Source organism: Staphylospora marina (genome assembly GCF_003856495.1).
In the GTDB taxonomy this organism is placed as follows: Bacteria; Bacillota; Bacilli; order Thermoactinomycetales; family Thermoactinomycetaceae; genus Staphylospora; species Staphylospora marina.
Genome location: NZ_CP034118.1, coordinates 1,258,462 through 1,283,729 on the forward strand (window position 1 = coordinate 1,258,462; position 25,268 = coordinate 1,283,729).

Consider the following 25,268-nt stretch of genomic DNA (forward strand, 5'->3'; position numbering starts at 1 on the left):
CGGGGGGATCTCACGTGAAGATCAGGGATGCGTTCCCACGGCGGCATCCGCTTCCGGATTGCGGACCGATGACCCGGTTACTTCCGGTTTCTTCAGATCCTTTTCATAGAAACGACGGTAGAAGCCGTTTTTTCTCATCAGTTCATCGTGAGTGCCCTGTTCCGTGATGCGGCCGTCTTCCAGCACGAGAATCAGGTCTGCGTTCCGGATGGTTGTCAACCGGTGCGTGATCACGATTCGGGTGCATTTCATGTCGGACAGCACCCGGTCGATCTTCTCCTCGTTCACGTGATCCAAGGAGCTGGTGGCCTCATCGAGCAGCAGAACGGAAGGTTTGTGAACCAGGGCTCTCGCCAACGTGATCCGTTGCCGCTGGCCTCCGGAAATGTTCATTCCCAGTTCGGAGATCATGGTGTGGTAATTCATCGGCATTTCCATGATCTCATCATGGATTTGGGCGATTTTGGCCGCTTCCGTCACTTCTTCCATGGAGGCGTCGGGTTTGAGCAGGGTGAGGTTTTCGAGAATGGTCCGGTTGAACAGCATGTCATCCTGAGGAACGGCGCCGATGTGTTTTCGCAGTGCTTGTTTGTCCAGAGTCTTCAGATCGTGACCGTCAAACAGAATGCGGCCTTCCGTGGGAACATACAGCCCCAGGATGAGTCGGGCCAACGTGCTCTTGCCCGAACCCGACTTGCCGACGAGAGCCACTTTTTGTCCCGGGAGGATCTTCAGGGAAACGTTTTTCACGGCGGGCGGGCTGAATTTGGTGTATGCGAAACTGACATTCTGCAGTTCGATTTCTCCGCGCAAGGAAGAGAGGCGAATCGGGTTTTCGCAGACAGGTTCTTCCTTCGCGTCGAGCACGTCCTGGATCCTGCGCAGGAATGATTCCGTCAGAAAGAATGAATTCACCGTGTTCACGATGGAGGAGCTGAGTCCGAAGAATTGGTTGGAGATCGAGTAGAAGGCGATCATGCCCCCCAGCGTGAGCTGTTCGCTCACGATCATGTGCACGCCGATCCACAGGACGGACAGCGGAGCCAGCAAGGACAGGAAACCCGTGGCCGTGTTGACATGGTTCAACAGATTTTCCTTGGCCCGGTAAGCGCCGAGCAGATCCCGGAAGCGTTCATACCACTGGTTGTACATCATCCGTTCGATGCCCGATGTTTTCACGCCGAAGATCCCGTACAGCATTTCCGCCTGGGATCCCTGCACCAGCGCCTGCCTGTTGATTTCTTCCTGGTTGGCTTCGGTGATCCGGCTCCGGTACCAGCCGAGAACGAATACGTTGAGTCCGGCCATCGCCGCCACCCAACCGGCCATCAGGGGGGACACGAGCGTCATGTAAAGCAGCATCACGATCAAGATTCCAAGATCCAGGATCCCCTTGATCAACTGGTTGGACAAAATGTCCCGGATGACCCGGTGACTGTTGGCCCGGAAATGGAGATCACCGAATGAGTGGAGTTGGAAAAATTGGTAAGGCAATCGAAGCAGATGTGTAAAAAACCGGGTCATCATCCCGTGATCCAGCCGATTGTGCAGGATGATCAGGCATTTTCCGCGGATGAAGGTGAAAACGGTCTGGAACAGGACCAGCATTCCGATCCCGACCAGAAACATGTTCAGCAGGTCGTACTGCTTCGGCGTGATGATTTGATCCACCACAAACTGGATCAGCATCGGGATTCCGACCGCGAACAGCTGGAGCAAAAGCGAGATCGCCAGGATGGACACGAAGAGCCCGGGATGTTCCCGCAGGGAAGCCAGAAACGGCTTCCACACGCTTTGTCCTTTTTGCCGGACGAAGTGTTCCCCCGGGCACAGTTGCATCACGACGCCCGAATAGGATCGCATGAATGCCTCCGGGCTGAGACGTCGGCGTCCGATCGCCGGGTCGACAATGACGAAATGCTTTTTCGTGACGGATTCCAGCACGACATAATGTTTGTCGTTCCAGAACAGGACGGCGGGCAGCGGGAGCTGCCTCAGTGAGGAGGCATCCAGTCTGTAACATTTGGTTTCGAACCCCAGCTGTTCCGCGAGATTGCGAAGATGAAAAAGGGTGGTCCCGTCCCGACCGCCGCCCATCCGTTCCCGCAATTCGTACAGGGAGACCGAGCTTTTGTAATAGGCGGCGATCATGGCAATGCAGCACAGGCCGCACTCCGTCTGCTGCATCTGCTCGATGAAAGGGACGCGGCGACGCGTGAACAGGCGTTTTCGGCGGTTCACCCGATCATCTCTCCTTCCGGAAGCTCCAGGGCCAACACGGACGGGATCGACGGATTCACGAGACGGAGCAGGCCGTAGCCGATTCCGGAAAGTCCCAGCATCAGACCGAGGAGTTCGGCTTCCGGGTTTTTGTGATATCCGAACTTCCAACCGTCGTCCAATCCTCGCCGCAAACTGCGCGTTCCGATTTCCGCGCAGGTAACCCGGAGGTGTTCATGCCCCGGAATGCCGGCTGAGAGCAACAGAAAATCGAGATTTCCGAAATCACCGTGGCACAGGGAATGATTGCCGCCGAAGCCGCTTTCCAGCGTTTTCTCCACCGCGATGCTCCATTCTTCCTTCAGCAGGGGATCCCCGGAAACATTCGCCATTTTGAGCCGGCTGATGCCGATTCCGGGAGCCCCGTGGCACCAGTACACGGGATGATTGCGGACGTCTCCCGTTTCGCGCAGATCCATCCAATTTTTTTCCCGGGCGATGAAGTGTTTCCGTTCGTATGCAAGGGCTCGTTCGGCCGCGAGCGCAAACCGGCTCTCGCCGGTGACGGCCGCCAGTTCCGTCCATGCCCATGCATATCCTGCCGCTCCGTGTGACAGTCCGGTCAGCCATCCGCCGGAATCATCTTCCCCGATCCGGACATGGCGCAACAGATGAACCCCGCATTTGACGGCCATATCCAAAGCGGAAGAGGACGGGCGGATTTTGTGAAGACGAAGACAGACCAGCAAGGCTCCAGCCGCCCCGCCGATCAGGTCAAAGTGCCGGTCGGCTTCGAGAGCGTTCGGAATGGAGGGAAGCCGGTCAAACGCTTTTTCGAGCAGCTCCTGATCCTTCCAGAGCAAACCGAGGTACGACAGCCCGTACGCCAGCGAGGTCAGTCCGCTGAACGCGGAAACCGGCAGGGGTTTGCCCCGGAGCAGGGTGAACGTTCCCGAGAGCGCGGCTTTGGCGAGACGTGTCCAGGTTTCATCGCCGGTTTCTTGTCCCAACTGGGCAAGGAAGAGGATGATTCCCATGGTTCCGTCGTAAAGACCGCTTTCCAACGCGGCAATCTGAAGGCTTTCTTCGCCCGGAGTCAACCCCAGCCAATACGCTTCTTTCCGGTCGTCGCTCCAGATGGCCCGCTGAAGAAGTTCATGACCGATTTCTTTGGCCGCCTCGAGGAGTTGTTCCCGTGAAGCCGGTCGAATCGGTGCCTTTTGTTCGGAGGAGGAATCGTTTCCGGTTTCCGTGACTTGGGCATCATGGACGAGCGTGGCCATCGACATCCGGATGTAGCCGCACTGTTTCTCGCAGTCGGCGGGGTCCAGTTCCCGGCATCGTTCCAGTACCTGATCTAGGCAAGTCCGTTCAAAAAAGTCCCGAATTTCCCGGCCCCGGCTGTCAAACAAGCTGCGGCCGTTCATCCGGAAAGAGAAATAAGGAATGTCATGCTGCAACAGATCATCCGTTTCCATGGGGATCATTTGTCCGTACCGCGGGATGACGGAAACGGTTCGCCAGAAAAATTCGAACAGCCGGTTACGGTCCAGACCGTCCTGCAGATAATCGGGATGGACGCTTGCGTCGAGAAAGCGGCTGTATGTCTGGGTGGGCCGGAAAATGTGGCGCACCTGATCCCCGGCAAAACGGTGGATCGGCCCCGTTTCGGACAGAAGTTCGTCCCGGTGGGTGAGGAACAGAGAGTACATTTCGCGGAATCCTTCTTCGATTTCGCGACTGTATTCCGCGGGATCCAGTTCCTCGCCGCCGAGCGTGGGACGGTTGCGGTGTCCGGGGGAACGCGCCGGCACTTCCACCAATCTCATTTCATCCGTCCCCGGTTTGTGCACCGTGCGGATCTTCAGGGTTTTCGATTCTTGCCCTTGTTTTCCCCCGATGGCGCTGAGATCCAGATCCAGATACGGATTGTTGGCCAACTTCAGGGGGATCAACATGGAGCCGAACACGGAATTGTTCAGTTCGTCAAGCACTTTCGGAATGGAGATCCGACTGGACAGGATTTCGAACCGTTGACTGAACAGCGTTTCGAGATCGATCAGCACGGGATGCTCTCCATGGGCAATGACATTTTCCGCATGGAAATCGGAAGATCGAAGCAAGTACAGGAGAGCGGCATACCCGCCCTGGCGGTAATAGAAATTCCGGGCTTCCTCCTTGCTCCGGCAATCGGTGTGTTCCACGTACTCTTGCCAGCCGTGGGTCCCTTTGTCCAGCGCTTTGGCCGGGAGGAGCGGACGGGAAAACCCTTTTCCGTTGATCCAGGACAGAAGCTCCCCGTAGTGGACGTCCACCGCCATTGACCGGGGTTTGTATACGAGTTTTTCGCCCGATTCAAATTGGAAAATCGAGACGCTTCGTCCGTTTTGATGAGTGTCTCCGGCTCCGGAACGGATCCCGACCAGTTTGGAAAAACGTCCGTTGAACGTGCGCAAAATGTCATCTCTGTCTTTCAAAAAGCGCCGAAGGGATTCTTCGTGCGTCTCAATCGCTTGGGTGACCGTTTGGGTCAACAGACGGGCGAGCACGGGATACGTTTCCAGAACCCGGTTTCGGAACGAGGGCGTACCGAGACGGTTGGCAAAATCAAGATACCGTTGTTCCGGAGTGTCGCCGGAAAGCTGCCCCGTTGCCTTCATGACATGCAGTTCGGTGATCAGGGTTTTGATTCCCAGTGCGGACAATCTCCGGCACACGGTTTCCAGCATCGATTCCAGCAGGGCATCGGGGTCGAACCAATTCCGGCATTCACATGAATGTTCCAGTTCTTGAAGCAGCCGGTTGAGCGATTGTCGTACATGGTGCACAAAGGGATGGTAGAAGGGAGAAAAAGGAATCTGATTCTCCATGTCCCGGGCGGGGACCTGTTCGTTTTCGCGCAGGATTTCCGTCAAACGGGAAATCCAGGCCGGATCGTTCCGGATTTCGGGGAAGTCGGGATCGCCGAGAATGTCACGGAACTCCCCGAGAGTCAGTCCGTCCCGTTCCAGTCTTTCCCGCAACGTATTCTCCGTGAAATCACCGGAGCGCAACCAGTTCCGGAAGCGTTCTTCCCCCCGTGCAGGATCTGCGTGCATGGGCTGTTTCCGTTCCGAAAGAAACGTTCCTCTGAGCCATGCCGGTTGTTCGACTGAAGCCTTCATGGATTCAACTCCCCGTCACGATATTCAGCAAAAAGACCCGCTCTCCGATCTCCGCGCAAGGGATCGACACTTCATGGATCAGAGAGCAGGCCTTGAATGTTCAATGTTCAAAGCAAGACATCAGATCAGCGGCAATCGCTGGTGCAGGCGGTCGTCGGGCAGAAAGCCAGGGAGACCGGGACACACACGGCAAGGGTGACGGCACAGACCGGACCGGATTGCGGGCGAACTTCACCGGCACCCACAATATTCATCAGTTCATCCTCATTGACCATGCCGGCGGGATGTTCAAACCCTTCAAAACGAAGTTTCGGATCACGCAGGGCGCGTTCTTGCATCGACATTCCAATCCCTCCCGAATGTTGTTGTGGAGTGCTTCGCCGAAGCAACTTCAATATAAAAGAATTTTTTATGGAACTGTTATACACAAAATTGCATTTTTCTTTCTATACACAAAAGTGCAAATATACACGAAACTCCTTGAAATAATTTTTTGATATATAGTAATCTTTATTTGCGCCAAAGCAATCTTGCAATAAAGGAGTGTTTGTCATGAGCCGTGAGATCCGCATGTGGAAAGATCCCGTCTTCCGGCTGCAATCGGAAGGAAGCATGATGGAGCACCCCTCCGGCAACGTGATGGAAGAACTGCGTGAACAGGACCTTCTCTCCGTGGCGGGAGGATGTGACTGGTGGAACATCAGCTGTCACTTGGGCAACACCGGTCGGTTCTGCACGCTGACGAAAGAGTGCCAGCCCAACTGCAATTATTGATGAAACGGGGTGAACGGATGAATCAATTGGTTCGCTCCTGGAAAGATCCCCTTTTCCGGGTGCAGACAGAGCAAAACCGGATGGAGCATCCTTCCGGCAACGTCTTGGAAGAACTGCGTGAACAGGACCTTCTCTCCGTGGCGGGGGGATGTGACTGGTGGAACATCAGCTGCCATTTGGGCAACACCGGTCAGTTCTGCACGCTCACGAAAGAATGTCAACCGAGTTGCAACCGCTGACGGGAAGTTCGTGATCTTCGGGGAAAGTGGCAATGATTGCTGCTTTCCCCTTTTTCGGAGGAGAGAGAAAAATGGATGCAACCCGATGGATCCGGGCTTTTTACATGGATGAACGCATCGCCTCCCGGCCGGTTGATCCCGATGCGTTCAGTCAACGCATGAAATACTGGGAAATGTTGACGGGCGGAAGCCGTGAGAAATTGGAAACCTGCATTCAGGGAGTGTCGGGTTTCCCGGTGGATCGCCTTGCCGGGCTGGCCGGGGCGGAGGCGATCAGGCAGGAAGCCGTGGCTGAAGACACCTGGTTTCCCGGATTTCAAAAGTGGTTGTCCGGAGCGTATGACCGGGTGGTGCTCCCGCCGGAAACGGGGACGGACATCCCTTTTTTCGGGTTTTTTGAACCGTTTCTCAAGCTGGGGCTGGGAGCGCTTCACGAACGATTCCCCCATGCAAATCGGCTCTCGCAACCGGTGGTCCGGTCTTTGCTTGGACAACTGGCCCACCGGCTTTTCGAGGTCGCGCACGCAACCCTGATTCTGGAGCTCAATGTGGCCCGGGTTTCCGAAAAGTTGTCCGGTGACACGCCGGAAGAGCGGTACAGGCACTTTTCGGAAGTCCTTCTGAGGGACGAACAGACACGCCTTTCCCTGTACAACGAGTATCCCGTCCTGGTCCGTCTTGCGGTGACCAAAACCCTGCACTGGGTTTCTCATGTGTCGGAATTGCTGGAACGGATCGAAGCGGATCGGGATCTTTTGAGTCAACGTTTTCATTCCGGTCATGACATCGGTGTGCCGGAGGAAATCGATCTGGGGCTGGGAGACAGTCACAACAAGGGCAGAGGGGTGGCGATGGTTCGATTTTCCGGCGGTCTTCGGGTGATCTACAAGCCGAGACCGATGGGGGTCGACATCGGATTTCAGGATTTGCTCCGATGGCTGAACCGGGAGATGGCCGGAGAGGAACCGTTCCGCATATTGAACGTGGTGGATCGGAAGACCTACGGGTGGTCGGAATTCGTGGAGAAACTCGATTGCCGGACGGAAGAGGAATTGGTCCGGTTTTACCGGAGAATGGGAAGGCTGCTGGCCTTGTTGTATTTGCTTCAGGCGGTCGATTTTCACCATGAGAACCTGATTGCCCACGGTGAACATCCTGTATTGGTGGATCTCGAGTCCCTGTTCCACCAGACCCTCGGGCGAAAGGAATATACCGGCAACGCGACGGACCGTGCCGAGGAAATCCTGCAACGTTCCGTCCGCTCAACCGGTCTGTTGCCGGCTCCGCTGTATTATCGCGGCAATCCCGGAGCGGGTGGAGTGGATGTCAGCGGAATCGGTGCCGGCGGCGAACAGACGGCCCCGTTCAAGCTTCCGTACATCGAAAACAAAAACACGGACCGGATGCGCATGGTCAACGATTACGGCAAGATCAGCGCCGCGAACAACCGGCCGACTCTCCGCGGGTCGGAAGTGAAGCTGTCCGTATATTTGCCGGTACTTGAGCAGGGCTTTGAAGAGATGTACCGGTGGGTGATGGAGCACGGGGAATCGTTCAAGGAACGGCTGTACCGGTTTTCGGACGTACAGGTTCGTTCCATCCTCAGATCCACCATGCAATACGGAAACCTGTTGCGCCAGAGTGTTCATCCCGACTTTTTGAGGGACGGGATCGACAGGGATGTTTTGCTGCACAGGCTGTGGCTGGACACGGACACCATGCCCTCGTTGAAAGCGGTGGTTCGGAGCGAGAAGAGAGATTTGACGGAAGGAGACATTCCGTTTTTTCATACCCGTCCGGGAGAACGTCACGTGCGGGACAGCGAAGGCCGTCGTCTGGATTGCGAGTTTCCCGTGTCCGCGCTGGAAGATGTGTTTCAAAAGATCGATGCACTCAGTCCGGAAGATTGCCGGAACCAGTTGCAGGTCGTCAGGATGTCGATTTTGGCCGGCGAAGCAAGGCATGATGCCGATGTGGCAGCGGTGGATCCGCGCATGAAGGTGCCGGGCCCGCTCCCGGAGAAGGACGAATTTTTGCGGGAAGCCGAAAAAATCGGAGATTATCTGTTGTCGAAGGCGATTTCCGGCTTTGATGAAGAGACAGGGGAAGAGGACGCAACCTGGATCAGCACCACGCTGGAGGGAACCGGAGAGATTTTGTGGCAAATATCGCCCGTCGGCAACGATTTGTACAACGGCAATTCGGGAATCGCTCTTTTTCTGGCCTTCCTCTCCGAGCTCACCGGCCGGAGCGATTTCCGGGAGGCGGCCGCCAAGGCGTTGGTTCCGGTCCGGAAAGCCGTCAGGAAATTCGGCGAACATCCCGGTTGGAGCATCGGTCCGTTCAACGGTGCGGGGGGTTATTTGCATGCGATGAATCTGCTGGCCGCCCTGTGGAAGGATGAAGCTTTGCGGAATGAAGTGGAACGCGGATTGGATGGCTTCCTGAAGATGATTCCGCAAGACCGGCTGTATGATTTCATCGGAGGTTCAGCGGGGGCATTGTTCGTGCTTCTGGGAATCCACCGTCGGACGGGAAACCGGTTGGCATTGGAAGGTGCCGGGTTGTGTGCGGAACATTTGCTGAAACATGCCGAACGGGCGGAAACCGGGATCGGATGGAGATTGCCGTGGGAGAAAGCGCCTTACACCGGATTTGCCCACGGTGTGTCCGGAGTGGCTTGCGCACTTTTCGAATGGTATCGGTTGTCCGGGGATGACCGGTTCAAAGAGGCCGTGTCCCAAGCACTGGAATATGAAAGAAGTTTCTTTGATGAGGCGGCGGGAAACTGGAAAACGCCCGGAAGAGATACGCCTTCGGTGGCCTGGTGTCACGGGGCGCCGGGGATTTTGCTGGGCAGATTGATGCTGAAACGCTCGGGATTCGAAGATGAGAGGCTGGAAGAGGAATTGGGGATTGCACTGGAAACCACTTTGAACAGGGGATTCGGAAACAACCGATCCCTGTGCCACGGGGATTTCGGGCAAATCGGCATACTCCGGTTTGCATCCGAGGTGCTCGGAGACGGACGCTTGTCGCAATGGGCCGACTCCGCTGCGGCGCAAGTCCTGAACGTGATTCGGGAACAAGGGTTCCGGTGCGGTGTGTCCCGCGGAGTGGAAGCGGCGGGACTGATGGTGGGATTGGCGGGAATCGGTTACGGCCTTATGATGCAGTCGGCTCCGTCGCGGATTCCCTTCATCTTGAGACTGGAGTCTTGAATGCGCTTCGAAAAATGAATCCGGCGGCACGACGCCGCCGGATTCGAGCTCTTTGATCGCAGGTTTGTTTCCGTTTTATGCGTCTTTTCCGACCCTGGGATGACGAAAGTTGGTTCCGGAAGCTCCATGTTTGTTTTTTGCCCATTGGGAGGAGATCACTCTCGCTTTTTCCGAGCAGTCATACCAGCCCAAGTGGCAGACCATGATCCCAATGGATACTCTGGACTGAACGGACCATTTTTTCTTGATTGACTGGATTCGCTTGCATACCAGCCGCTTGCTGATATACAGACGTGCACCGATTTCCTTGTCCCGAAGACCACTGGCGATCAGGATGGCAACTTGCTTTTCTTCCGGAGTCAACGCTTTCAGTTCCATGATCGGAGCAACTTTTCGGTTTCCCCCCTTGGAATGGTTGCTGCTGCCGGATCCGTGCAGCAGAATACGAAGAATGTGAGGACTTGATGAGGGTCTTGCAGAACCGTCCATTTCTTCTTCCGGGTTTCCAAAATTTGTCATGAACGGATGCATGACCGAATCACCAAGAACCTTATATAAATATATCTTAATATATCTCTGCGGATAAATAAATTCAAATATTCGGAGTTTGCAATTTTGCGAAGTCACATGCTTTTGATCAATGAGATATAATGGGTTTTGTCGTGGTTCGTGAATTTTTCATGACGTGGAGGATTCAAAGTGAAGTTGACAGCCAGGGAACGGGAAGTGGCTCTGCTGGTGGCGTGCGGGTATACGGACACGGAAATTGCCGAAGAATTGGGTGTCAGTCGCAGAAGAATTTGCGAAATCGTGTCTTCCATCAAATTCAAGTGGAAAACCAGGTCAAGAGTGGAGATCGGCATCATCGTTTACTATCTCGGTTGGATCAAGGAAGAGTTATCCGGAAAGGATTTGCTGAGCGCCCTTCGCTGAACATCGTGGTCTTCGGGGATCGCCGCACGGGATGAAACCGCTTTCCCGGCGCGGATGGCATCAATCGGATGTTGTGTGAACGGAGACAAGAACAAAGAGAGATCGAAGAGAAAAGATGATGTGAAAAGAGAATGACGTCGCAGGGAAACTTCCGGCATCGTGCCGGATTTTTTATTTTGCGATAAATGTAAACAAGTTTGCTTCGCAAACCAAATCCGTTCCCCGAAGACCTTTCGACCAAAGGGAGGCAAGCTGATATAATGTTGCATTGATTCAAGGTTCTCAGGAGAGCAGAGGAAAGAAGGGATTGGAAGAGATGAGATATATGACCGCGGGCGAGTCACACGGTCCGCAGCTGACAGTGATCATCGAAGGATTGCCGGCCGGCCTGGTGTTTGAAAAGGAGAAGATTGATCATCAGCTCGTGCGGCGGCAGAAAGGATACGGTCGGGGGCGCCGGATGCAGATTGAACGGGACGGGGTGCAGATTTTGTCCGGTGTCCGGTTCGGCCGGACGACCGGTGCACCGGTGACACTGGTGATCGAGAACCGGGATTTCAGTCATTGGAAAAAGGTGATGAGTGTCAACCCGATTCCGGAAGAAGCGGAAAAGCGGCGGATTTCCCGGCCGCGACCGGGTCATGCCGATTTGAACGGTGCGATCAAGTACGGGCATCGTGACATGCGGGATGTGCTGGAACGATCCAGCGCACGGGAGACGGCGGCCCGGGTGGCGGCAGGTGCGGTGGCCCGGCTGATCCTGGAGGAGTGCGGAATCGGATTGGCGGGACACGTCGTGCGCATCGGAGAGATCGGGGCCAAGCCGGTGCAGGGGTTGACGCTGGATCAGATTCGCGAGCGATCGGAAGCATCACCGGTTCGCTGTCTGGACCCGGAAGCGGAGCGGCTGATGATGGAGCGCATCGACCGGGCCAAGGTGGAAGGGGATTCGCTCGGTGGCATCGTGGAGACGATCGTGGAAGGGGTGCCGGTGGGATTGGGCAGTCACGTTCACTGGGATCGGAAGCTGGATGCACGAATCGCCCGCGCGGTGGTCAGCATCAACGCGTTCAAGGGGGTGGAATTCGGCATGGGATTTGAGATGGCTTCCCGTCCCGGCTCCGAGGTGCACGATGAAATCATCTGGTCCCCGGAAACCGGGTATTCCCGCCGGACCAACCGAATGGGTGGATTCGAGGGCGGAATGACCACCGGCATGCCGATCGTCGTGCGCGGAGTGATGAAGCCGATTCCCACCCTGTACAAACCGCTGATGAGCGTGGACATCGACACCCGCCGGCCGTTTGCGGCCAGCATCGAACGATCCGACAGTTGTGCGGTGCCGGCAGCCTCCGTGGTGATGGAGCATGTGGTGGCATGGGAAGTGGCCGTCGCGCTCATGGAGAAATTTCCCGCAGACACGATGGAAGAGCTGACGGATCACGTTCGCCGGTATCGCGAGCGGGTCAGGGAGTTTTGAACCATGAAGACGTTGACGATTGCCACGACGTCCCGCACCTATCCCCTGACGGTCGGAAGCGGGGTGTTGCAAAGGCTCCCGGAGTTGTTGGAGCAGGTCGGCGTGGGAACGGAACGTCGGTTGATGGTGGTGACGGATGAACGGGTGGGGCCGTTGTATGCCGAGCCCGTGTTGAAACGATTGATCCGTTCCGGTTACCGTGCGGGCCTGTCGGTCATTCCGTCCGGAGAGGCAAGCAAACGACTGGCCGTGCTGGAATCGGTCATCGGGGAGTGCCTGCGGTTCGGTCTGGACCGGCGCGGTGTCATTCTCGCTCTTGGAGGAGGAGTGGTGGGGGATTTGGCCGGTTTTGCCGCGGCGGTGTACATGCGGGGCATCGATTTCGTGCAGCTCCCCACCACGCTTCTCGCCCATGACAGCAGCGTGGGCGGAAAAACGGGCGTCAACCATCCGATGGGCAAAAACCTGATCGGCGCGTTTCATCAGCCGCTGGCCGTGGTGTATGACGTGGACACTTTGCGGACGCTTCCAAAGCGGGAAGTTCGTTCCGGGCTGGCCGAAGTGATCAAGCATGGACTGATTCGGGATCAGGCGTTTGTCACCTGGCTGGAGTCATTCAGGGAACCGCTTCTTCGACTGGAACCGGACGCGGTGACGGAAGCCGTCTGGCAGGGGTGCCGGATCAAGGCGGACGTGGTTGCCGCCGATGAACGGGAATCGGGTCTTCGAGCCATCCTCAATTACGGGCACACGATCGGTCATGCCTTGGAAGCGGTGACGCATTACGGGGCGTACACCCATGGGGAGGCCGTTGCCATCGGCATGGCGGGGGCGGCGAGACTCGGCGGAAAGGTGCTGGGAACCCGTGATGACGTGGTTCGCCGGACGGAAGAGCTGCTTCTCTCGTACGGCTTGCCTGTTCGCCATCGATGGAGCGGACCGGACACGGAACTGCTTTCGGTGATGAAGCGGGACAAGAAATCGCTGGACGGCGGTTTCGCCTTTGTGCTCACCCGGGAAATCGGGAGGGCGGAGCTGATTCGGGACGTCCCGGAAGATGCGGTTCGCGAAGTGCTGACGCAACTCCGGGAAGGGACTTGAAGACAATCGCAGTGTCAACAATCCCGGAGGATGCATCTGCCTGACGGGATGCGGCGAAAACACCGCATTGTCGGAGACATCGGCGGCGTGATGTGGGATTGACACGAACCGTCTGGAGGCATAGACTGAAAGTGTGGCTGATGGAGTTCGTGATCCGTTCAGCCAAGCGGAGTGAGACGTCGGCTTGCACGGGCTTGCCGGCGGAGTGAGCGGAGTGTGCACGAAGTTTCGTGCGCGATCAGAGTGAGTGAAAGATCTTTTTTCCGACCAACTGAATGTTGAGCCGAGATGAGTGGAGCGGAGAATGGAACGCGGAGCCGAGCGGAGAAGAGCCGAGATGCATGGACCACATCGGCCGGAGCGGGCATTCGCTTCGGTCGTTTTTGCTTTTTCTCCCCGTTTTATTTCCCCTTCCGTTCTCCTCCTTTCCACGAAAGGAGGGACCTTCTTGAGAGCCGTTTTGTCGCCGGAAGAAGTGTTCCGGCTTTCCCGCCGGTTTTCATGCATTCCCGTCATGATTGAAACGGATGCCGCCGAGGAAACGCCGATTCGGCTGTATGCCCGGATGAGCCGAAAGCACGGATCGTTTCTGTTGATCAAGCAGCGGTTTGCCTGGATCGCGGACGATCCCGTCCGGTGTATGCGCAGCCATCGGGGGAGCTGGTTTCTCCGCGATGGGCAAGGGCGGATCCTCCCGGTGACGGACCCGGATCCGTTTGTTTGGTTGAAAAAAGAGTTGGAGCGAAACCGGTTTCCCCGATTGTCCGGATGCCCGCCGCTGGCGGGGGGGATGGCCGGCTGGATCGGCTTCGGATCGGTTCGGTTTTTGGAGCCGAACCGTCCGGTAACCCGTCATCCGAACGAGGATCCGGACATCTGCCTGATGCGGTTTGATCGAATGTCGGTCATGGACCAAAAACGCGGCAAGTTGTGGTTCACGGAAGTGCTGAAGATTCCGGACGGAATCGGAAAATCGGAAATGTTCGCCCTGTACGGGCAGGCCGTTCAGAGGTTGATGACCTGGGCCGGGGAGTTGCTTTCCCGTCCGGTGAGGTTGTCCGAGCCGGCGTTTGACATGGAATTTCCCGTGCGGGAAACGGATGTTTGCGGATGGACCGAAGAGACCGACCCACACGCCTTCCATGAGTCGGTAAGGCAGGTGAAGGAACGGATCGCGTCCGGCGACGTGTTTCAGGTGGTGCTTTCCCGAAGCTGGTCACGCCCGCGGATGGCGGACCCTTTGGATGTGTTGAGAGTGTTGGAGAGGATCAATCCGTCGCCTTACCTGTTTTTGATGGAAACGGAAGAAGAGTCATTGGTGGGCGCTTCTCCGGAAACGCTGGTCCGTGTCACGGACGGCCGGGCGGAGGTGCATCCCATCGCCGGAACCCGCCCCCGGGGATCGACACCTGCGGAGGATGAACGTCTCGCCGCGGAATTGTCGGGCGACGAAAAGGAACGCGCCGAACATGTGATGCTGGTGGATTTGGCGCGGAACGATCTCGGCAAGGTGGCGGTGTCCGGCACGGTGCGGGTGTCCTCCCGGATGAAGGTGGAACGGTATTCCCGTGTGATGCATCTCGTGTCCCGGGTTGAGGCCGGTCTGAAAGAGGGGCATACGGCAGTCGAGGCGTTCCGTGCGTGTTTTCCCGCCGGAACCGTGTCCGGAGCTCCGAAGGTGAAGGCGTTGGAATGGATCGCCCGGCTGGAGCCGTCGCCGCGCGGTTGGTACGCCGGTGCCGGCGTGCTGTTCGGCGGAAACGGGGATATGGATTCCTGGATTTTGATCCGAACGGCACGGTTTGCAAAAGAGAAGGTGACGGTCCGGACGGGAGCGGGCATCGTGGCCGATTCCGAACCGGAACGGGAAGCGGAAGAGACGGAAAACAAGGCAGCCGCATTGTTTCGGGCAATCCGTCTGGCCGAGATGACTGCGGTGGGGGAGGGAAGCCCATGAGTGACCGTTTGCTTGAGAAGGTGCTGAACGGGATGGATTTGACCCGGGAGGAAGCCGGGAGGCTGATGGAGAGGATGATCGACGGAGGGTTGACTTCCGCCAAAACGGCCTCCTGGTTGACCGCCTTGCGGATGAAAGGGGAATCGGTCGAAGAACTCGCCGGTTTCGCCGAAGTGCTTCGTCAACGGGCCGTACGCGTGCATTTGACGGATCCGGATGCGGTGGATACCTGCGGCACGGGAGGTGACGGTGGGCGAACGTTCAACATTTCCACGGCAGCCGCCATCGTTGCCGCCTCGGCGGGAGTGACGGTCGCCAAACACGGAAACCGGGCCGTATCGGGGAAAACGGGGAGTGCGGATGTGTTGGAAGCCTTGGGCGTGGAGATTCCTCAACACGAAAAGCTGGCGGAACGGATGCTCCGGAAGACGGGCATCGCGTTCCTGCATGCCCCGCTTTACCACCGGGCGCTGAAACGAGTGGGGCCGATCCGGCGCGAACTGGGTTTCCGCACCGTGTTCAACCTGTTGGGGCCGTTGGTCAATCCGGCGGGGGTCAAACGGCAATTGGTGGGGGTGTTCCATCCCCGGCTGACTTCCGTGCTGGCCCGGGTGCTCGGAGAACTGGGGGCTCATCGGGCGATGGTGGTGAGCGGATTCGACGGGCTGGACGAGATCACCGTCACGGGCCCGAGCCTTGTCAGCGAGTGGAGGGACGGACGGGTGTACACCTATGAGGTGTCTCCGGAGGATGTCGGTCTTTCCCGTTGGCGGCCCGAAGAGATTCGTGCCGACAGTCCCCGGGAGAGTGCGCACATGATCTTGAAGGTGTTGGGCGGTGAATCCGGTGCACCGAGAGATGCCGTGCTTCTGAACGCCGGTGCCGTGCTGATGATGGCGGACAGGGCATCCACGCTGGAAGAAGGGGTCCGGTTGGCCGCGGATGCCGTCGATTCGGGACGGGCGCTGCGACGGCTGGAAAACTGGGCGAGGATTTCCCGGGAGGTGCGGCACATTGTATCTTGAGCGAATATTGGAAGGAAAGCGGGAAGAAATCAGGCGGCTTCGTCAGGTGTACCGCGGTGAATATTTCAGAAAGCGGGTGATTTCGTTTGAACCTGCCCGATCGTTGCGAAAAGCGGTGGAGCGGCATGTCGGGATGCCCCTCATCGCGGAGATCAAGCCTGCATCTCCTTCGAAGGGAACGATCCGCAAAGACGTCCTCCCCGAAGTTCGGGCCGTACAGTACCGGGAAGGCGGAGCCGCCGCCGTCTCCGTGCTGACAGAACGTCAATTCTTCCACGGGGCACCGGAATGGCTGATGCGCGTCAGGCGGGTGGTGGAACTTCCCGTTTTGCGCAAGGATTTCATTCTCGATCCGGTGCAACTGGTGGAAAGCCGTTGGCTGGGAGCCGATGCGGTGCTGCTGATCGCATCCATCCTGGAACCCGGGGAACTTCGCAGCCTGGTGCATCAAGCCCGCGAACTCGGACTGGAAACGTTGGTGGAAATTCATGAAGAGGGGGAGTTGCCCGCCGCGCTGGCCGCCGGGCCGGACCTGATCGGCATCAACAACCGGGATCTGTCCACGTTTGAGACGGACTTGTCCGTCACGGAACGCCTTCTTCCGCTGGTCCCGCCGGGCATCCCGGTGATCGGTGAGAGCGGCATTGCGTCTCCCGATGATGTGGTCCGCCTGAGGAGAGCCGGAGTCAGCGGGGTTTTGGTCGGAGAATGTCTGATGCGCCAAGAAGATCCCGTGACGGCCGTCCGGGAGTTGATCGGTGCGGGAGTGGATTGTGCCGGATGAAGAGCATCCATGTGAAATTGTGCGGATTTCGCAGGCCGGAAGAGGTGCGGGAAGCGGCCGCTCTTGAGGTGGACCGGATCGGATTCATTTTGGCCCGGGGCCGTCGCAGAAGCGTCGAACCGGAAGTGTTTCCGGATCTGGTACGGGAGGCGGGCCCGGACCGGTCCGTCGGGGTGCTGGTGGATCCCGCAATGGAGGAGATCGGAACTTGGCTGGACCGTGCAACATGGAAAACGGTTCAACTGTGCGGAGGGGAGTCTCCCGACTTCTGCCGGCGGGTGAAAGAAACGTTCGGGCTCTCCGTCATCAAGGTGTTTCATGTGTGCCAATGCGGGAAACAGCCCGCGTTTCCGCTGGATGCATATGCCTCTTCCGTGGATGCTTTTTTGCTGGACGCCTTCGCGCCGGAGGGAGGTGGTGGAGGGAAGACGTTTGACTGGAACCTCATCCCTCCCGTTCTGGACCGGTGCAGACGCTTGGGAAAACCACTGTGGGTGGCCGGCGGATTGACGGCGAGCAATGTCGGAAAGCTGCTTGGCCGGATCCGGCCTGACGGGGTGGACGTCTCCGGCGGAATCGAAAGAAACGGCAAAAAATGCCCCGAAACCATGAAGCGGTTCCTGAAAGAGGTGAGAAGCCATGAAGACACTTGACGAGCAAATGACGGAAGCGGCGGGGAAGTTCGGCAGGTTTGGCGGAAGATTTGTTCCGGAAACGCTGATGAGTCCCCTGTCGGAAGTGGAAAGGGCGTTCGGGGATGCGATCCGGGACGAAGAATTCATGCAGAAATGGTCGGGACTGTTGAGGAACTTCAGCGGCCGGCCGACCCCTCTCACATACGCCGCACGTTTGACCGAACATGCGGGAGGCGCCCGCATCTTCCTCAAGCGGGAAGATCTCAATCACACCGGCGCACACAAGATCAACAATGCATTGGGCCAAGCGCTTCTGGCGAAACGGATGGGCAAGAAAAAGGTACTGGCCGAAACGGGAGCGGGGCAACACGGGGTTGCATCCGCCACCGCCGCCGCCCTGCTGGGGCTTGCATGTGACGTGTACATGGGAGAAGAAGACATGTGTCGGCAGGAACTGAACGTGTTCCGGATGCAGCTTTTGGGGGCCCGCGTGATTCCGGTGACGACGGGCAGCCGGACTCTGAAGGATGCCACCAATGAGGCGCTCAGGGCGTGGTCCCGTCAAGCGGAAACGGCCTATTATCTCCTCGGATCCGCGGTGGGGCCCCATCCGTATCCGCGGATGGTGAAAACGTTTCAACGGGTGATCGGTGACGAGGCGAGGGCGCAGCTTTTGGAGGCGGAAGGCCGTTTGCCGGATCATGCCGTTGCCTGCGTGGGGGGAGGAAGCAACGCGATCGGGCTGTTTGCCGCGTTTCTGGATGATCGGTCCGTTTCACTGCACGGGGTGGAAGCGGCCGGAGAAGGACTTCATACCGGACGTCACGCGGCGGCGGTGTGTCAGGGGAGACCGGGAATCCTGCACGGCATGCACAGTTTGTTTTTGCAGGATGAGACGGGTTTGGTAAAACAGGCCCATTCCGTTTCCGCCGGACTTGATTATCCGGGCGTGGGGCCGGAGCATGCGTTTCTTCACGAGACGGGGAGGGTGCGCTATGCGGCGGTGACGGACAGGGAAGCGCTGCATGCCGTGGATCTCCTTTGCAGGCTGGAGGGAATCCTGCCGGCCCTCGAATCGGCACATGCGGTGGCTGAAGCTGTGAAGATCGCTTCCCGCTTGCCGAAGGACAAGGTGGTGCTGGTATGTCTGTCCGGTCGGGGAGACAAGGATGTGGGTACCATCCGGGATGCATGGGGAGGGAAGGCGCATGCATCGTTTGAAGACGTCGTTTGAAAAACCCGGAAGCCGGGTCATCCCGTTTTTGATGGCGGGGGATCCGGATCCGGGCACCACGCTGGAATTGATGCGGCTGCTCGCGGAAGAGGGGGTGACCGCCATTGAACTGGGGGTTCCGTTTTCCGATCCGGTGGCGGACGGCCCCGTGATCCAGGCCGCATCCGGACGTGCGCTTGACCGGGGCGTCCGGTTGCCGGACGTGTTTCGGCTCGGGAGATCTTTTCGCGAAAGCGATCCCGACACTCCGCTCATTCTCTTCTCCTATGCCAATCCGATCTATTGTCACGGTGTGGAGCGGGCGGCGGAGGAATCGGCCGCTTGCGGCTTTGACGGATGGATCATTCCCGATGTGCCTGTGGAAGAGAGCGGACCTTGGAAAAAGGCGGCGGAAAGTCGGGGGTTGGCCCTGATCCCCCTTGTGGCTCCCACGTCGTCGGAGCGGATTCGCCGCATCGTCGCGGAAGCATCCGGGTTTGTATACTGTGTGTCTTCCCTCGGAACGACCGGTGTCAGGTCCCGGTTTGACGACCGTCTGGAGCGGACGGTGGCGGCGGTGAAAGACACGGTGCCCTTGCCGGTGGCGGTCGGGTTCGGGGTTTCCGGGAGAGAACAAAGCCGGCGGATCCGGGAGTTTGCCGACGCGGTGGTGATAGGAAGCGCGCTCGTCAAGCGAATCCACGATGCTCGGTTTCTTCTGTCCGAAGGTTCGAAGCGACGGGAAGCCATGGAGGCGATTCGGGCATTTGTCAGAGAAGTCAAATCAGAGTAAGATAGAGGCAAAAAGGTCGCGAGAGGAGACCCGTTCATGAAGCCGAAATCAACCGTGCAAGGCTTGCCTGTCTATCAGCCGGGAAAACCCCTGGAAGAAGTAAAACGGGAACTGGGACTCGAACATGTCATCAAACTGGCGTCCAACGAAAACCCGTTCGGCTGTTCCGACCGGGTGTGGCCGGCGCTTTCCGAAGTCAGGGACTCTTTTCATCTGTATCCGGAAGGACTGGCGCCGGAACTCAGGGAGAAACTGGCCGAACACCTGGAAGTGGATCCGCTTCGCCTCATCTTCGGCAACGGATCGGACGAAATCGTGCAAATGATCGGGCGGGCCTATCTGGAGCCCGGTGCGGAATCCGTCATGGCGGAAATCACCTTTCCGCGGTATGAGACTCACACGCGCATCGAAGGAGCCACCGCGGTCAAGATTCCCCTGAAAGACGGAACGCATGATTTGGAAGCGATGCTGGCTGCGGTGAACGAGAAAACCCGTGTGGTGTGGATCTGCAACCCCAACAATCCGACCGGAACCATTGTCGGAAGGGACGAACTCACCGCTTTTTTGGACCAATTGCCCGAACATGTTCTGGTGGTCATCGACGAAGCGTATCACGAATACGTGACGGATCCGTCTTATCCCGACACGGTGTCCCTGCTGGACTATGATCCGCGGATCGTGATTTTGCGGACCTTTTCCAAGATATACGGTTTGGCCGCGTTCCGCGTGGGATACGGCATTGCCCATCCGGACGTGATCCGGGAGCTGAACCGGGTACGGGAACCGTTCAACGTCAACCGTCTCGCCCAGAAAGCGGCGTTGGCCGCGCTGGAAGACCAGTCGTTCGTGTGGTACTGCCGCAATCAGAATCGCCGGGGAATCGATCTGATCACCAAAAAACTGGATGAATGGGGACTTCCTTATTACCCGGCCCACGGAAACTTCATCCTGCTGGAAACCGGCATCCACTCCTCCGAAGTGTTTGAAGACCTGCTTCATCAGGGAGTCATCGTTCGCGCCGGGCATCTGCTCGGTCATCCGAACCACATCCGGGTCACCGTGGGCACGGAGGAGCAAAACGTGCGATTCCTGGAGGCTCTCGAATCCTGCCTGAAAAGAAAAAAACGGCTTTCCTGACGAAACGGATCACATGCCGGACGGTCCGCTTTTTTGGGGCTGTCCGGTCGTTTGTTGTGCAAAAGAAGCGGAGGGATGTTTCATGTTGATCGTGAACCGCCCGAGGCCGTTTGATCTGGTGCTGGCGGTTCCCGGGGACAAATCGGTCTCTCACCGGGCGGTGATGTTGGGAGCGTTGGCGGAAGGAACGAGCGAAATCGAAGGCTTTTTGCCGGGAGACGATTGCTTGTCCACCGTTCGCTGTTTCCGTCAGATGGGAGTGGAGATCGAGCAGGTGACGGAAACGGTGCTCAAAGTGACCGGACAGGGGCCGGAAGGGTTGCGTGAACCGGGCGATGTGCTGGATGTGGGAAATTCGGGCACCACGTTGAGACTGCTCCTCGGCATTTTGGCGGGCTTGCCGTTTTTCTCCACGGTAACGGGGGACGCATCGATCCGCAGAAGACCGATGGGACGCGTGGTGGAACCGCTGCGGAAAATGGGCGCATTCATTGACGGAAGAAACGGCGGTCGGCTCGCGCCCATCGCGGTGCGCGGAGGGCAGCTTCGCGGGATTGAACACGAAAGCCCCGTGGCGAGCGCTCAGGTGAAATCCTGTCTGCTATTGGCCGGTCTTTTTGCCGACGGGGAAACGGTGATCCGGGAACCGGCCCGTTCCCGTGACCACACCGAACGGATGCTGACGGCGTTCGGTGCGGAGGTGGAAACGGAAGAGCGGGGCGTGCGGATTCGCGGAGGTCAGCGGCTGCAAGCAACGAAGGTGACGGTTCCCGGTGACATTTCCTCGGCGGCTTTTCTCTGGGCCGCAGCCTTGATGGTTCCGGGCAGCCGCGTCACGGTCAAAAACGTGGGCCTCAATCCCACGCGAACCGGGATTCTCGATGTGTTTCGTCTCATGGGAGCCGAAGTGACCGTGGAAGAAATCAAGGAGTACGGCGGAGAACCCGTGGGCACCGTCACCGTTTCCGGCGGAAGAGGTCTTGCGGGAGCGGAAATCGGCGGAGGCCTGATCCCGAGGTTGATCGATGAATTGCCGGTGCTCGCCGTGCTTGCCACCCAAGCCGAGGGAACCACGGTGATCCGAGACGCGGAGGAGCTCCGGGTCAAGGAAACGGACCGCATTGAGACGCTGGCCGGGGAACTTCGCAAATTGGGGGCGAGGGTGGAAACCACCGCCGATGGCATGATCATCGAAGGGCCCGTCACGTTGCGTGGAGGGTCGGTATCCGGGCACGGAGATCACCGGCTGGCGATGGCCCTTTCCGTTGCCGGTTTGGCATCCCGGGATCCCGTCAGCGTGTCGCGGACGGAGGCGATCCGGGTGTCATACCCCGGGTTCGAACAAGCGTTGGCATGGATGATGGACGGATGATCGGGACTGATCAGAAAATTGGAAAAAGTGATTGACCTTGTCCACCGGTTTGCATATAATGTGAAGTACAGTATGGTTTCTCTCCACTCCATTCCAATATGATGTCCTGTGCAACCGCTCGGTCTCCGAGCGGTTCTTTTTTTTGCCCGCGGCTCATAAAAGTGAAAGGGAAGGGGGTTGTCTGTCATGCGGTTGATCGGAAGATTTCTTTTGGAGACCGCTTTTGTCACCGGGGCGTTTTTGGTGTTGAAAACTTGGTTTTTCCCGTTGGTGATCAATTGGTGGTTTCCGGATCCCCGCATGGCGGAACCGCTTGTGGAATGGACCGCCGTTCTGGCCGCAACCCTCTTCCTGATCGCGCAGATCGGATTGGGTTCGTCGGGAAAGCATCAGCACGGTCTTGGTCCCCTTCATGCGGCGGCGGCATTTTGGGGTCTGCATCTCGCCATCGGCTTTGTTCCGGGAATCGCCGCATCTTGGCAAAGCTTGCCGGGAGATCCGGTGGCTCGGATCTTTTCGGACATGCCGCTTCCTCCGTTCGGATGGATGATGGTCTGCTTTTTGCTTCAACTTCTCGGTCGGGGCATTCGGATCGTGGATCCGGAAGCGGACCGGTCGATTCGAGCGAAACGGGCCTTGCGGAAATCGGAAGCATCCTGACGGAGTGTCCATCCGGAGATCCCCGGAGATTCCACCCGAATCGGGTCGGTTCGGTGATTATCCGTTAACGGATTCGTCCAAAATGGGAATGAAAAGGGAATCATTTCCAAGGAGGGCGGATCTTTGTGAGGATTGCAGACTGGTTGACGTATGCCGACATCGAACATTTGCGAAGACTGAACCGATTTTACGGAACGGGCGGGGAAAAGATTCATTCCAAACATGAACTCATCGTTTCCCTGCTGCAGGTGATGGGCCGCAAGCCGCCGTTGCGCCGGAACATGGAACAATTAAGCGAAGCCGAACAACGGTTCCTGGAACTGATCGTTCTGGATCCCACGCCGGCGTTCACGATGGAGGAGCTGAAAGCCAAAGCCGCGGCGGCTTCGAACGACGAGGCCGACATGGCACGGGAATTGATCACGGGGGCCGTTTCCAGGGGATGGCTGTTTCCCGGATACTCTCCCCAGACGCAACATTTGTATCACATTCCGTCCGATCTTCGGGAGAGGATGCTCGAATTGTTGTGCGAGCCGTTTGCGGGAGACGTCTCTTCCACGCCTCCGGAGGTATACCGGGACGAACAGGGACAGATGGTGGCCGACTTGGTCCATTTCCTGGATTTTCTGCGGGGGGACATCGTGCGTCTCACCAATGAAGGGGCGATTTGGCGGCAACAGCAAAAACAGCTGTTCAAAACCTTTTTCATCCCCGAGGAGCCGATTTCGGAAAAATCTCCGCGTTTCGGTTTCGGCAGAAAATATCATCTTTATCCGGACCGGTTTTCGCTTTTGTACGATTATGCATGGTATCACGGGTACATATTGGAAGACGAAGAAGGATATTTGTGTTTGACGGACAAGGGAATCGGGAAAATATCAGATACCCTCGATGAAGGAGCATCGATCTTCCGTTTCTGGATCCGACTGTACCGGAAACCCGTCCCTCATCTGCCCGTGGTGATCCGCTGGATCGGTTTGCTCGGTGCAAAGGGATGGATCGGTGTGGACACGGTCAAATCCGCCGTCATGTCATGGATATCGCCGTTCTATTATGAAACCCCGGACAGTCTGTTCGTCAAGATCCTGAAGATGATGTCCCATCTGGGCGTGATCCGGATCGGTTCGGAACAGGGAAGAGACCGATTGACACTGACCGAATCCGGACGGGAGTGGCTTGCCGGAACATCCGCCTTCCGGGAACGCGTCATCGAGGAGGGATTCATTCCCGGTTGAGCCCCGGGAGGAAACAGAGGTTCCGGTGGCGAATTTATCATAAATAAGACGGAAACGATTCCTGCGTTTCTGCCTTTCCTCAATCAAATAGACATAATATTCTTTAAAAGCAGAGTGGAGGGGAAGGATGAGGAGTCAGGTTTCCATCCATGACAAGCGAGAGTTCATTGGCTGGTTTCTCAAACGGTATGAGCTCAGGGTCAAGCCGGCCGCATTTCTGTTGGAGTATTTGGCGGCGGATGACAAATTGCTTGAGCGGCTTCACTTTGTCGATCATGTCCGAAAGCTCCCCAGATCCTTGGTGCTGTCCACGAAGTGCAGCAACATGACACCGTTTCGTTATGTGAAGAACAAACGCATTGAAGCCGATGTGGAAACCGCCTTTTACGATATTCGGAGCAACCCTCTTGAGGACCTGTATGTCGGGCTTTACTACCGAGACCGTGCGACCTGTCCCAAATATGCCGCGGTAATGGAGGGGAATCCCATGGAAAAACATGACGTGGTGCAGGATCATTTGCTCAGTCTGTTTGCGGAGATGCTTCTCGACCGGGCGATCAGGGATTTTCAGGAACGGGATCTGTACAGGCGAATCGATCACGCGCTCTCTCAGAGGGATGAAAAAACTTTTTTACAGCTCAGCGAACAATGGATCAAAATCATGGAGACCCGGAAGTAAATGGGATATGATAAGCTCAGCGGCGCAGCTGGGCTTATTTCTTTGTGTTGAAGCCTTGCTGTCGACCGAAATCCATCATGAACAGGATGAAAGGCATGCGCCTTTGGACCATCGATCACGCTGAATGGCAAAAGGCTGCCCTGTTCGTCGACACGTTGTTGTTGCCGGTTTGTCCTTTTGAGCTCCGGGAAAAGCGGCTGTTCCTGGATGCGGGCAAACGGATGGAACGACTGGCGGCCGCCGTGGAAGCCAAACTGGCCGGAAGAGTGCTTTTGCTTCCGCCCCTGCATTATGTTCCCCGCGACGGGGATGTGTGGAATTCCGTCTTTCAAGGAATACTGGAAGATATCAGGAGTGCCGGTTTTGATTTTCTGGTGATCGTCGGCCACGGATTGCCGGATCCGGACTTTGCGGAAAAGCCGGAGCCTGTCCGGGTTCTCGTGCACCGGCCGGAAGAAGACGCGAGCGTGGAGGAAGCGTCGGAGCGTCTGTACGGAAAGATCCTGGATCTGTGGCAACGATACGGCTGAATGAAACCCTGAATATGGCTGAATTTTGTCGGCTGATGGTCACAGGTGCTTCCTTGACTTTTGAGAAGGCCATTGGCTATCATGGATATGTCCTGGTGAAAGATTCGTTCGTCCTG

At 57.4% G+C, this 25,268-nt stretch carries 22 protein-coding genes; 18 read left to right on the forward strand and 4 right to left on the reverse strand.

Annotated elements, in window-relative coordinates:
* Positions 1–21: 21 nt before the first annotated feature.
* From EG886_RS06290 to EG886_RS06300, 3 genes are all read right to left on the reverse strand, one after another.
* The gene (locus EG886_RS06290; RefSeq protein ID WP_241154397.1) at positions 22–2,241 is read right to left on the reverse strand and encodes a peptidase domain-containing ABC transporter; all 2,220 of its coding nucleotides are present in this window, start codon (positions 2,239–2,241) and stop codon (positions 22–24) included.
* A complete protein-coding gene (locus EG886_RS06295; RefSeq protein ID WP_124727336.1) occupies positions 2,238–5,384 on the reverse strand; it encodes a type 2 lanthipeptide synthetase LanM family protein in 3,147 nt (1,048 codons plus the stop codon). Before EG886_RS06295 ends, EG886_RS06290 begins: the two co-directional genes overlap by 4 nt.
* Positions 5,385–5,509: 125 nt before the next feature.
* Positions 5,510–5,728 (reverse strand): class II lanthipeptide, LchA2/BrtA2 family, encoded by a 219-nt coding sequence (locus EG886_RS06300; protein ID WP_124727337.1) that lies wholly within the window; start codon positions 5,726–5,728, stop codon positions 5,510–5,512.
* Positions 5,729–5,936: 208 nt separating this feature from the next.
* Between EG886_RS06300 and EG886_RS06305 the strand changes: the two genes are divergently transcribed.
* The 3 genes from EG886_RS06305 to EG886_RS06315 all read left to right on the forward strand — a co-directional run bounded on the left by EG886_RS06305 (position 5,937) and on the right by EG886_RS06315 (position 9,618).
* Positions 5,937–6,158 carry a plantaricin C family lantibiotic gene (locus EG886_RS06305; protein WP_206425350.1) on the forward strand — a complete coding sequence of 74 codons (222 nt, stop codon included), beginning with the start codon at positions 5,937–5,939 and terminating at the stop codon, positions 6,156–6,158.
* Between the two features lie 17 nt (positions 6,159–6,175).
* Positions 6,176–6,397 carry a plantaricin C family lantibiotic gene (locus EG886_RS06310; RefSeq protein WP_124727338.1) on the forward strand — a complete coding sequence of 74 codons (222 nt, stop codon included), beginning with the start codon at positions 6,176–6,178 and terminating at the stop codon, positions 6,395–6,397.
* 71 nt (positions 6,398–6,468) lie between these two features.
* Positions 6,469–9,618 (forward strand): type 2 lanthipeptide synthetase LanM family protein, encoded by a 3,150-nt coding sequence (locus tag EG886_RS06315; protein WP_164491689.1) that lies wholly within the window; start codon positions 6,469–6,471, stop codon positions 9,616–9,618.
* 75 nt (positions 9,619–9,693) lie between these two features.
* On the opposite strand, the gene EG886_RS06320 is transcribed toward EG886_RS06315, so the two are convergent.
* Complete coding sequence (locus EG886_RS06320; protein WP_124727340.1) at positions 9,694–9,996, reverse strand: response regulator transcription factor; 303 nt, start codon at positions 9,994–9,996, stop codon at positions 9,694–9,696.
* A gap of 321 nt (positions 9,997–10,317) precedes the next feature.
* Here EG886_RS06320 and EG886_RS06325 point away from each other — a divergent pair, with 321 nt between their 5' ends.
* The 15 genes from EG886_RS06325 to EG886_RS06395 all read left to right on the forward strand — a co-directional run bounded on the left by EG886_RS06325 (position 10,318) and on the right by EG886_RS06395 (position 25,152).
* On the forward strand, positions 10,318–10,551 hold the full coding sequence (locus tag EG886_RS06325; protein ID WP_124727341.1) for a response regulator transcription factor: 234 nt from the start codon (positions 10,318–10,320) through the stop codon (positions 10,549–10,551).
* 316 nt (positions 10,552–10,867) lie between these two features.
* Positions 10,868–12,031 (forward strand): chorismate synthase, encoded by a 1,164-nt coding sequence (aroC, locus tag EG886_RS06330; RefSeq protein WP_124727342.1) that lies wholly within the window; start codon positions 10,868–10,870, stop codon positions 12,029–12,031.
* A gap of 3 nt (positions 12,032–12,034) precedes the next feature.
* Entirely contained in the window at positions 12,035–13,132 is a 1,098-nt protein-coding gene (gene aroB / locus EG886_RS06335) for a 3-dehydroquinate synthase (RefSeq protein ID WP_124727343.1), read from the forward strand.
* A gap of 448 nt (positions 13,133–13,580) precedes the next feature.
* Entirely contained in the window at positions 13,581–15,089 is a 1,509-nt protein-coding gene (locus EG886_RS06340) for an anthranilate synthase component I family protein (RefSeq protein ID WP_164491690.1), read from the forward strand.
* Complete coding sequence (trpD, locus tag EG886_RS06345) at positions 15,086–16,114, forward strand: anthranilate phosphoribosyltransferase (RefSeq protein ID WP_124727345.1); 1,029 nt, start codon at positions 15,086–15,088, stop codon at positions 16,112–16,114. The genes EG886_RS06340 and trpD overlap by 4 nt, the downstream gene beginning before the upstream one ends.
* Complete coding sequence (gene trpC / locus EG886_RS06350) at positions 16,104–16,898, forward strand: indole-3-glycerol phosphate synthase TrpC (protein ID WP_124727346.1); 795 nt, start codon at positions 16,104–16,106, stop codon at positions 16,896–16,898. Before trpD ends, trpC begins: the two co-directional genes overlap by 11 nt.
* Complete coding sequence (locus EG886_RS06355) at positions 16,895–17,551, forward strand: phosphoribosylanthranilate isomerase (RefSeq protein ID WP_164491691.1); 657 nt, start codon at positions 16,895–16,897, stop codon at positions 17,549–17,551. The genes trpC and EG886_RS06355 overlap by 4 nt, the downstream gene beginning before the upstream one ends.
* Positions 17,538–18,767: a tryptophan synthase subunit beta gene (gene trpB, locus EG886_RS06360; RefSeq protein ID WP_124727348.1), complete on the forward strand. Its 1,230-nt coding sequence runs from the start codon at positions 17,538–17,540 to the stop codon at positions 18,765–18,767. Before EG886_RS06355 ends, trpB begins: the two co-directional genes overlap by 14 nt.
* The gene (trpA, locus tag EG886_RS06365) at positions 18,742–19,539 is read left to right on the forward strand and encodes a tryptophan synthase subunit alpha (RefSeq protein ID WP_124727349.1); all 798 of its coding nucleotides are present in this window, start codon (positions 18,742–18,744) and stop codon (positions 19,537–19,539) included. Before trpB ends, trpA begins: the two co-directional genes overlap by 26 nt.
* Before the next feature lie 36 nt (positions 19,540–19,575).
* Complete coding sequence (hisC, locus tag EG886_RS06370; RefSeq protein WP_124727350.1) at positions 19,576–20,676, forward strand: histidinol-phosphate transaminase; 1,101 nt, start codon at positions 19,576–19,578, stop codon at positions 20,674–20,676.
* An 82-nt stretch (positions 20,677–20,758) separates the two neighbouring features.
* Positions 20,759–22,048 (forward strand): 3-phosphoshikimate 1-carboxyvinyltransferase, encoded by a 1,290-nt coding sequence (aroA, locus tag EG886_RS06375; RefSeq protein ID WP_124727351.1) that lies wholly within the window; start codon positions 20,759–20,761, stop codon positions 22,046–22,048.
* A gap of 186 nt (positions 22,049–22,234) precedes the next feature.
* Positions 22,235–22,708 (forward strand): hypothetical protein, encoded by a 474-nt coding sequence (locus EG886_RS06380; protein ID WP_124727352.1) that lies wholly within the window; start codon positions 22,235–22,237, stop codon positions 22,706–22,708.
* Positions 22,709–22,833: 125 nt separating this feature from the next.
* Positions 22,834–23,943, forward strand: a complete 1,110-nt coding sequence (locus tag EG886_RS06385) for a hypothetical protein (protein ID WP_124727353.1) — start codon at positions 22,834–22,836, stop codon at positions 23,941–23,943.
* Between the two features lie 127 nt (positions 23,944–24,070).
* Positions 24,071–24,622 carry a YpiB family protein gene (locus EG886_RS06390; RefSeq protein ID WP_124727354.1) on the forward strand — a complete coding sequence of 184 codons (552 nt, stop codon included), beginning with the start codon at positions 24,071–24,073 and terminating at the stop codon, positions 24,620–24,622.
* A gap of 95 nt (positions 24,623–24,717) precedes the next feature.
* Positions 24,718–25,152 (forward strand): DUF2487 family protein, encoded by a 435-nt coding sequence (locus EG886_RS06395; protein ID WP_164491692.1) that lies wholly within the window; start codon positions 24,718–24,720, stop codon positions 25,150–25,152.
* Positions 25,153–25,268: the final 116 nt, after the last annotated feature.

Bases quoted from the DNA above. Each gene is read 5' to 3' on its own strand.
- EG886_RS06295 (WP_124727336.1), bottom strand. From the start codon at position 5,384: ATGAAGGCTTCAGTCGAACAACCGGCATGGCTCAGAGGAACGTTTCTT.
- EG886_RS06300 (WP_124727337.1), bottom strand. From the start codon at position 5,728: ATGTCGATGCAAGAACGCGCCCTGCGTGATCCGAAACTTCGTTTTGAA.
- EG886_RS06305 (WP_206425350.1), top strand. From the start codon at position 5,937: ATGAGCCGTGAGATCCGCATGTGGAAAGATCCCGTCTTCCGGCTGCAA.
- EG886_RS06310 (WP_124727338.1), top strand. From the start codon at position 6,176: ATGAATCAATTGGTTCGCTCCTGGAAAGATCCCCTTTTCCGGGTGCAG.
- EG886_RS06315 (WP_164491689.1), top strand. From the start codon at position 6,469: ATGGATGCAACCCGATGGATCCGGGCTTTTTACATGGATGAACGCATC.
- EG886_RS06320 (WP_124727340.1), bottom strand. From the start codon at position 9,996: ATGGAACTGAAAGCGTTGACTCCGGAAGAAAAGCAAGTTGCCATCCTG.
- aroC (WP_124727342.1), top strand. From the start codon at position 10,868: ATGAGATATATGACCGCGGGCGAGTCACACGGTCCGCAGCTGACAGTG.
- aroB (WP_124727343.1), top strand. From the start codon at position 12,035: ATGAAGACGTTGACGATTGCCACGACGTCCCGCACCTATCCCCTGACG.
- trpD (WP_124727345.1), top strand. From the start codon at position 15,086: ATGAGTGACCGTTTGCTTGAGAAGGTGCTGAACGGGATGGATTTGACC.
- EG886_RS06355 (WP_164491691.1), top strand. From the start codon at position 16,895: ATGAAGAGCATCCATGTGAAATTGTGCGGATTTCGCAGGCCGGAAGAG.
- trpB (WP_124727348.1), top strand. From the start codon at position 17,538: ATGAAGACACTTGACGAGCAAATGACGGAAGCGGCGGGGAAGTTCGGC.
- trpA (WP_124727349.1), top strand. From the start codon at position 18,742: ATGCATCGTTTGAAGACGTCGTTTGAAAAACCCGGAAGCCGGGTCATC.
- hisC (WP_124727350.1), top strand. From the start codon at position 19,576: ATGAAGCCGAAATCAACCGTGCAAGGCTTGCCTGTCTATCAGCCGGGA.
- aroA (WP_124727351.1), top strand. From the start codon at position 20,759: ATGTTGATCGTGAACCGCCCGAGGCCGTTTGATCTGGTGCTGGCGGTT.
- EG886_RS06380 (WP_124727352.1), top strand. From the start codon at position 22,235: ATGCGGTTGATCGGAAGATTTCTTTTGGAGACCGCTTTTGTCACCGGG.
- EG886_RS06390 (WP_124727354.1), top strand. From the start codon at position 24,071: ATGAGGAGTCAGGTTTCCATCCATGACAAGCGAGAGTTCATTGGCTGG.
- EG886_RS06395 (WP_164491692.1), top strand. From the start codon at position 24,718: ATGCGCCTTTGGACCATCGATCACGCTGAATGGCAAAAGGCTGCCCTG.